Source organism: Hyphomonas sp., from assembly GCF_041689225.1.
Taxonomy (GTDB): Bacteria; Pseudomonadota; Alphaproteobacteria; order Caulobacterales; family Hyphomonadaceae; genus Hyphomonas.
In genome coordinates, this window is record NZ_JBDNGN010000018.1 from 1 (window position 1) to 6,933 (window position 6,933).

General features: G+C 59.7%; 6 protein-coding genes. 5 read left to right on the top strand and 1 reads right to left on the bottom strand.

Going from position 1 to position 6,933, the window contains the following annotated elements:
* Positions 1-135: 135 nt before the first annotated feature.
* Entirely contained in the window at positions 136-897 is a 762-nt protein-coding gene (locus ACESNB_RS01895; RefSeq protein ID WP_373002999.1) for an isoprenylcysteine carboxylmethyltransferase family protein, read from the bottom strand.
* 249 nt (positions 898-1,146) lie between these two features.
* Between ACESNB_RS01895 and ACESNB_RS01900 the strand changes: the two genes are divergently transcribed.
* The 5 genes from ACESNB_RS01900 to ACESNB_RS01920 all read left to right on the top strand — a co-directional run bounded on the left by ACESNB_RS01900 (position 1,147) and on the right by ACESNB_RS01920 (position 6,468).
* A complete protein-coding gene (locus tag ACESNB_RS01900; RefSeq protein ID WP_373003001.1) occupies positions 1,147-1,707 on the top strand; it encodes a rhodanese-like domain-containing protein in 561 nt (186 codons plus the stop codon).
* Between the two features lie 89 nt (positions 1,708-1,796).
* Positions 1,797-2,618 (top strand): ferredoxin--NADP reductase, encoded by an 822-nt coding sequence (locus ACESNB_RS01905; RefSeq protein ID WP_373003003.1) that lies wholly within the window; start codon positions 1,797-1,799, stop codon positions 2,616-2,618.
* A 107-nt stretch (positions 2,619-2,725) separates the two neighbouring features.
* Entirely contained in the window at positions 2,726-4,156 is a 1,431-nt protein-coding gene (locus tag ACESNB_RS01910; RefSeq protein ID WP_373003005.1) for a D-arabinono-1,4-lactone oxidase, read from the top strand.
* Positions 4,149-5,429: an alanine racemase gene (locus ACESNB_RS01915; protein ID WP_373003007.1), complete on the top strand. Its 1,281-nt coding sequence runs from the start codon at positions 4,149-4,151 to the stop codon at positions 5,427-5,429. The genes ACESNB_RS01910 and ACESNB_RS01915 overlap by 8 nt, the downstream gene beginning before the upstream one ends.
* A gap of 286 nt (positions 5,430-5,715) precedes the next feature.
* Positions 5,716-6,468, top strand: coding sequence for a CPBP family intramembrane glutamic endopeptidase (locus ACESNB_RS01920; RefSeq protein ID WP_373003009.1), 753 nt, complete (start codon positions 5,716-5,718; stop codon positions 6,466-6,468).
* The last annotated feature ends 465 nt before the right edge of the window (positions 6,469-6,933 follow it).

The window sequence follows — 6,933 nt, forward strand, 5'->3', positions numbered from 1 at the left end:
ATGCGCACGGCCCAGAAACACACAATCGAAGACGTCATCCATGAAACCGGAAAAATCGTGAAGACCATCAGCTCATCCGAATGCCAAAACTATATCACAGGAGCGGGTTATGCTTCCGCCGAAAACTGAAACGCTCTAGGCGCTGGCCGCCTTTCCCGAAGCCGGCATGCCGGGGATGAGGCCAGGCGTTGTGCGGCGATAGGCGTCGTATTCCTCGCCAAGATCAGCGACCAGTGTCTTCTCCTCGAAGTAGACGCCGACCAGAACATAGACTGTCATGGCCAGCGTGAAAACGAGACGGCTGATTGTCAGTTCCGGAATCGCCCAGAGCGAGATCAGCACGCCAGTCATCATCGGATGGCGCACCAGCTTGTAGAACAATGGTGTACGGAACGTGATGTCCTTCGATTGCGTGTGGTCAACCTGCTGCCAGGCCTGCTGCAGGCCGAACAGGTGAAAATGGTTGATCAGGAACGTGGAGACCAGGACCACGACCCAGCCGAGGAAATAGACGCCGAGGATAATGTTGCCGGGCATTGTGCCGGATACATCCCAAAGTGCGCCGGGGAGCGGCACCCAGAGCAGGACAAGGCCTGCAGTCATGATTGCGACGAAGACGAGATAGGGGCTGCGCTCAATGGCGGCCGGCATGTATTGCGTCCACCAGGCCTTGAAACCGGGACTGGCCATGAATGTGTGCTGCGCGCCCCAGAGCGCGATAAGCGCAACATTCCAGACGATCGCCACCGGACCCGTCAGATGCGGCGCGAAGGCTGAGGCTGTATTTAGCGTGACGGGCAGGAACACGTCCGCCACGAATAGGATGAGGCCGACAAGCGCCGCAACGCCAATGGCGTAGCAGATGAGGCTGCAGAGCATGGTGATGAACCGAACCATCGATAGTCTCCCTGTTTGTTTGCTGCCGGACGATCCGGCGATTACCGGACATCCCATTCGAGCGGGAATTTCGATAGTTCGGGAACTGAAGTGTTGCGCTTCACATTCTGAAGTCATGCACTTCAAATTACCGAGGCGGAAGCTGGTGCTGGATTGCAGCACCTCATGCAATGCCCCTTCTTCTTCCGTATTCCTGCCTTATTTGCGCGCGAGGATTCCGGTCACAGGGAAACAAAAAGGAGATGTCCCGTGGGCGCGAAGCGGAATGCCATTCTTGGGATCATCACGATTGCCGCCTTTGTCGGCTGCGGCCTGCTGGCCAGCGCCGAGGCGCAGGACGCGCCGGACTCCTTCATCGACTATGACGGTTTTGTCGGCCTGAGCGGCGAGATTGCCGCCTATCGCCAGACGCGGCTTGTCGACCTGGATACATTCAATGCGATGAAAGCCGAGCCCGGCACGATCCTGCTGGATACGCGCAGTTCCGAGGCCTTCCATATGGGCCATATCGAGGGCGCGGTTAACCTCAACTTCTCTGACTTCACGGACGACAAGCTGGCCAAGGTGCTGGGCGACACGGACACGCGTATCCTGATCTATTGCAATAATAATTTCACCGACAATGTTGCCCCGGTGATGGTGAAACGCATCCAGCTGGCCTTGAATGTGCCGACCTTCATCAATCTCTACGGCTATGGATATGAGAATGTCTATGAGCTGAAAGACGCCCATTCGATCAGGGATGCCGACATTCACTGGGTGTCGGATTGGCCTGAAATGGCGGCCTCTGCGACCGTTCAGGAAAACTAAACTGCCCATCTGCCACCTTGCTTTTGCGGGTGCGAGGCTTCATTTGCGGCGCTGTACCTGAATAGCAGTCCCCGTGAAGAGGCCCGCCCATGACCGCCAATGCATCCGCAGCTGCTGCTGCCGCGCCGAAAGTGAACCCGAACGCGCCGACCGAGGAAACCGTCCTCAGCGTCGAACATTATACCGACCGGCTGTTCCGCTTCCGCATCACGCGCCCGCAGAGCTTTCGCTTCCGCACCGGCGAATTCGTGATGATCGGCCTGCCCCGGGAAGACGGCAAACCGCTGCTGCGCGCCTATTCAATTGCCTCGCCGGCCTGGGACGAGGAACTGGAATTCTATTCGATCAAGGTGCCTGACGGCCCGCTGACATCGCGCCTGCAATCGATCCAGCCGGGCGACAAGGTGCTGCTGGGCAAGAAGCCGACCGGCACGCTGGTGCTGGACGCGCTCACCCCCGGCAAGCGGCTCTACATGTTCTCGACCGGGACGGGCTTTGCGCCATTCGCCAGCCTCGTGCGCGATCCGGACACCTATGAGCGCTATGACGAAGTGATCGTCACGCATACGTGCCGCGACGTGGATGAACTGACCTATTCCCGCAATCTCGTGAACGATCTCGTCAATGACCCGCTGGTCGGCGAAATGGTCGAGGGCAAGCTGCGCCTCTATACGAGCACGACGCGCGAAACCTCTGACTGCATGAGCCGCATCACGACCTTGATCGAGTCTGGAAAATTGTTTGCGGATCTCGGCGTGCCGAAACTCGATCCCACGACAGACCGGGCGATGATCTGCGGTTCGATGGAAATGATCCAGGACGTGAAGGCGCTGATGATTGCCAACGGCCTGACCGAAGGCTCGAACGCAGCGCCGGCCGAATTCGTGATCGAGAAGGCCTTTGCGGGCTGATCTGCGTTCGCTATCGCGCCCGTACCATAAAACCTGACACCGACGTCATGTATTGACATCCCCCGCCTGCCCCGTGTCCACTCCCCATCAAAACGAGGGGAGACGTTATGGCGGTTTCACGCAGGACGATGCTGCTGGCGGGCGGCGCGGTCGTGGCAGGCGGCGTGGCGATCCCGACCGGACGGCACCTGACCTGGGGCGGACGCGACTTCACGCGAGCTGACTACAACCCAGACTATCCTGACGCGCCTGCAGGCGAGGAAAGCTGGATGAACTGGTCCGGCGTGGAGCGCGCGACGCCGCAGGCGATCAACCTTCCTGTCAGCGAGGACGAGCTCAGCGCCCTGATTGCCGGCACCAATGGCCGGGTGCGCCCGTTCGGCAGTGGGCATTCCTTTTCCGGCCTCGTACCCAGCGAAGGCATGATGGTGGATGTCAGCCGCCTGACCGGCATGAAATCAATCGATGCCGAGACCGGCGTAGCCGTGTTCGGCGCGGGCACGCGCCTGTTCCAGATGGCAACCGAACTGGCCGGCGTCGGCCGGGCGCTGCCGAACCTGCCGGATATCGACGTGCAGACACTGGCCGGATCCTTCTCCACGGCGACGCATGGCACCGGCGAGACGCTGACCGCGCTGCACGACCATATCCTGGGCTTCCGGATGGTGACAGCGAATGGCGACATTCTGGACGTGACGCCGGAGAGCGATGCCGACCTGTTTGCAGCTGGGCGCGTGTCGCTCGGCGCGCTGGGCGTGATGACACAATACATGCTGCGCACGGTGCCCGCGTTCAACCTGCGCCGGACAGTCTGGGTAGAGCGAATCGAGACGCTGATGGAGCGCGCCGAGGACCTCGCCCAACAGCATCGCAATTTCGAATTCTACTATTTCCCGCACACCGGCTATGCCGCCGGGATCAGCCACGACCTGCACGAGGGCCCGATCACGGGCAAGGGTGAGACCGAGGATGATTCCACGTTGGAAGAGCTGAAAGCCTTGCGCAACACCGTTGGCTGGTCACCCTGGCTGCGGCGCAAGATTATCGGCGCGGCCCTGCCCAAGGGCGTGGTCGAGGATGTCAGCGACAATTCCTACAAGCTGCTGGCGACGACCCGGCCGATCAAGTTCAACGAGATGGAATACCACCTTCCCCGCGCGAACGGGCTGAAGGGCCTGCGCGAGGTCATCGCGAAACTCGAACAGCGCAAGGACGTGTTCTTCCCGATGGAAGTGCGGCTCATCGCGCCGGATGATGCGTGGCTGAGCCCGTTCAATAACGGGCCGAGCATGTCGATCGCGATCCATGCGGCGGTGGACGAGCCGTATGATTATTTCTTCTCCGATATCGAACCCCTGCACCGCGCGAATGGCGGACGTCCGCACTGGGGCAAGCACCATTCGTTGGGGCGGGACGAACTCGCCGCCCTGTATCCGAAATTCGGGGACTTCATGACCCTGCGCCGCGAGATGGACCCTGCGGGCAAGTTTCTGAACCCGCACCTTGCCAAACTGTTCGGGGAGCCGTTCGATGCTTGAATTTTCCCGTCGCAACCTGATCCTGGGCGGCGCCGCCCTAGCTGGAGTAACCGCGCTGATGATGAAACCCGGAGACAAGAGCGGGCCGCGCGATGCCTATTTCCTGGACGTGCAAAAGGCGCTGATCGCTGCCGGGATCGCGATGCCGACCATGGTGGTGGACCGGGCGCGGCTGAACGCGAATATCGACACGCTGAAAGGCTTCCTGCCGCCGGGCATGGGCTACCGGATCGTCGCCAAGTCATTGCCCTCGCTGGGCTTGATCGACCATATCCGCAAACGGACCGGCACCGACCGGCTGATGACGTTCAACCTGCCCATGCTGCTGGAGATTTCGCAGGCGATTCCGGAAGCGAGCCAGCTGCTCGGCAAGCCCCTGCCGGTTCAGGCTGCGCGGCAATATTTCGAACAGCTGCCGCTGGAGGTCTCGGGCGCGGCGGACAACATCCAGTGGCTGGTCGATACGCCCGAACGCGTGGCCCAATATGCGGCGTTGGCAGATGAGTTCGGACGGGACCTGGCGCTGAATGTGGAACTGGACGTCGGCCTGCACCGGGGCGGCGTGGTGCCCGGCGAAGTGCTGGGCGCGATGCTCGCAGCGATCATAGCGCACCCGCGCCTCAGTTTTGCGGGTTTCATGGGATATGATCCGCATATCCCGTCCCTGCCGACGGCCATGGGCTGGCGCGAGCGGGCGATGAAGGGCGTGCGCAAGACCTATGCCGATGCGCTGGTGCAGGCGGGCGAGGTGTTCGGGGCCGACGTGATGGCGGGCATCACGCGCAATGCTGCCGGCAGTCCGACCTATCGGACTTATCAGGACACGGAGATTGCCAGCGAGGTGTCGGCGGGCTCGTGCCTGGTCAAGCCGACGCATTTCGACACCGAATTGCTGGAGCCGCATGTGCCGGCAAGTTTCATCGCGACGCCGGTGATCAAGTCGCTGCCGGTGACGCACATGCCTGGGCTGGAATTTGCCGACGGGGCGACGCGGGCGTGGAACCCGAACGCGTCGAAGACCGTGTTCATCTATGGCGGCAACTGGCTGGCCGACCCGGTCGACCCGCCCGGCCTTGAATACAACAAGACGTTCGGACGCTCGTCGAACCAGGAAATGCTGAATGGCGGGCCGGAGCTGGAGATCAGCCCGGACGAATTCGTCTTCCTGCGCCCGCACCAGAGCGAGGCGGTGTTCCTGCAGTTTGGCGACATCGCAGTGTATGAGGGCGGTGCGATCGTGGACCGCTGGCCGGTGTTTGATTATTCGGCATGAAGGATGCGCGGGGGGCGCTCTTTCTATTCGGGTTCGGTGCGCCATTTGCGAAGCATTTGCGCGTATATGCAGGGCGCCTCAAAAGGCACTGGACAAATTATCGTAATTCGATACGTCGGTGCTGACGAAAAATTCTCAAACTGATCGACGGGACACCTGCGCAACGATTTCCATAGTCATGGGGATCATGCGCGGCCTGCGCCCGATTGCGATTTTTCAGTCCTGAGACTCAATCCAACGCTTTCAGGACTGCGAGCAAAAAGTCGATTTATATAGGGCTCAAACAATGAAACACGATTCAATTCGCAATCATTCGATCCTGCTGCCTCTCATAGTGCTATCGGTGCTGACCATTGCGACCCAGCTCATGGGTTTGGTCTACGGCGTCGCACAGACTGGTCGAAGCATATGGACTGTCATCATCCCGAGCACTATCGTGCCGTCGCTCGTGACCATACCACTGGCTGAATTGGGCCTTCTTCTGGGACCGCGGACAGGACTTGGCGCGCCTCTGCTCATTGATTTGCTGAGAAACGCGCCAGGTGCACGATCGAAATTTCTCAAGAGCACAATACTCGCATGTCTTCTGGGCTTGGCATTCGGCGCCGCCATGGTGGTTCTCAGGATCGCTCTCCTGTCCTCTCTGCCGCCTGAAATGCCTGCCTACGGACACCACGGCGCCCTTGGCGGTTTGCTCGTGTCTCTCGGAGCAGCGGTCGGCGAAGAAGTCTGGTTTCGATTGGGTCTCATGACCATTCTTGTATGGGCCGTTTCACGACTATTGGGACAGCGAGTTGCACATTCGGGCGTGGTCCGCACGATCATCGTTCTGGCGGCCGTGGCATTTGGAATGGCTCACCTGCCGCAGCTTGCCTCGTTTGAAGCTGCGACACCTGTTTCTATCTGGTCCACAATCCTGGGAAACACCCTGGTCGGAATTCTGTATGGATGGCTGTATTGGCGACATGGTATTCTTGCCGCTATTGTCGGTCACTTCTCAGTGGACATCGTCATTCACGTTTTGCCCGCACTCGTTTAGTCGTTGATGGGCAAGATCAGCCGCGCACACGGGAAATGTTAACTGGCAACGACCAGAACATGTGAGTGCCCACTCTCACTCTCTCCGGCACCATGGAAACTGTGTGCTGTGATAAAGCGCATCTCACCTCTTGCTAACATTACAAAAAATTGTGGCGGATATGGCCCGATTGGGGCTGTTTCCTGCAGTGGTCGCCTCGACAATTGGGGGAGGATGGGTGAGCTGATCGTCATTGTACAGTTCTTGTAAAGTAACGGAGGCCCCGCCATGAAAGTGGGCAGTAGAGTTATTTCCGCAGCATTTTTCCTGGCGCTGGGCGCGTGTGTTAAAGCACTTCCGCATCATTTGACTCCATATCCAGCAGCTTTGAAGTAGTTCTGGCATTCGTCGGCTGAGTAGAGGTCGATGACCGAGGCGATTGCGTTGTGGAGGTCTTCGATTGTCCTCGCGCCGATCCGTCTGAGG

Coding starts and splice junctions, on each gene's coding strand:
- ACESNB_RS01920 (WP_373003009.1), top strand. CDS start 5,716: ATGAAACACGATTCAATTCGCAATCATTCGATCCTGCTGCCTCTCATA.
- ACESNB_RS01915 (WP_373003007.1), top strand. CDS start 4,149: ATGCTTGAATTTTCCCGTCGCAACCTGATCCTGGGCGGCGCCGCCCTA.
- ACESNB_RS01910 (WP_373003005.1), top strand. CDS start 2,726: ATGGCGGTTTCACGCAGGACGATGCTGCTGGCGGGCGGCGCGGTCGTG.
- ACESNB_RS01905 (WP_373003003.1), top strand. CDS start 1,797: ATGACCGCCAATGCATCCGCAGCTGCTGCTGCCGCGCCGAAAGTGAAC.
- ACESNB_RS01895 (WP_373002999.1), bottom strand. CDS start 897: ATGGTTCGGTTCATCACCATGCTCTGCAGCCTCATCTGCTACGCCATT.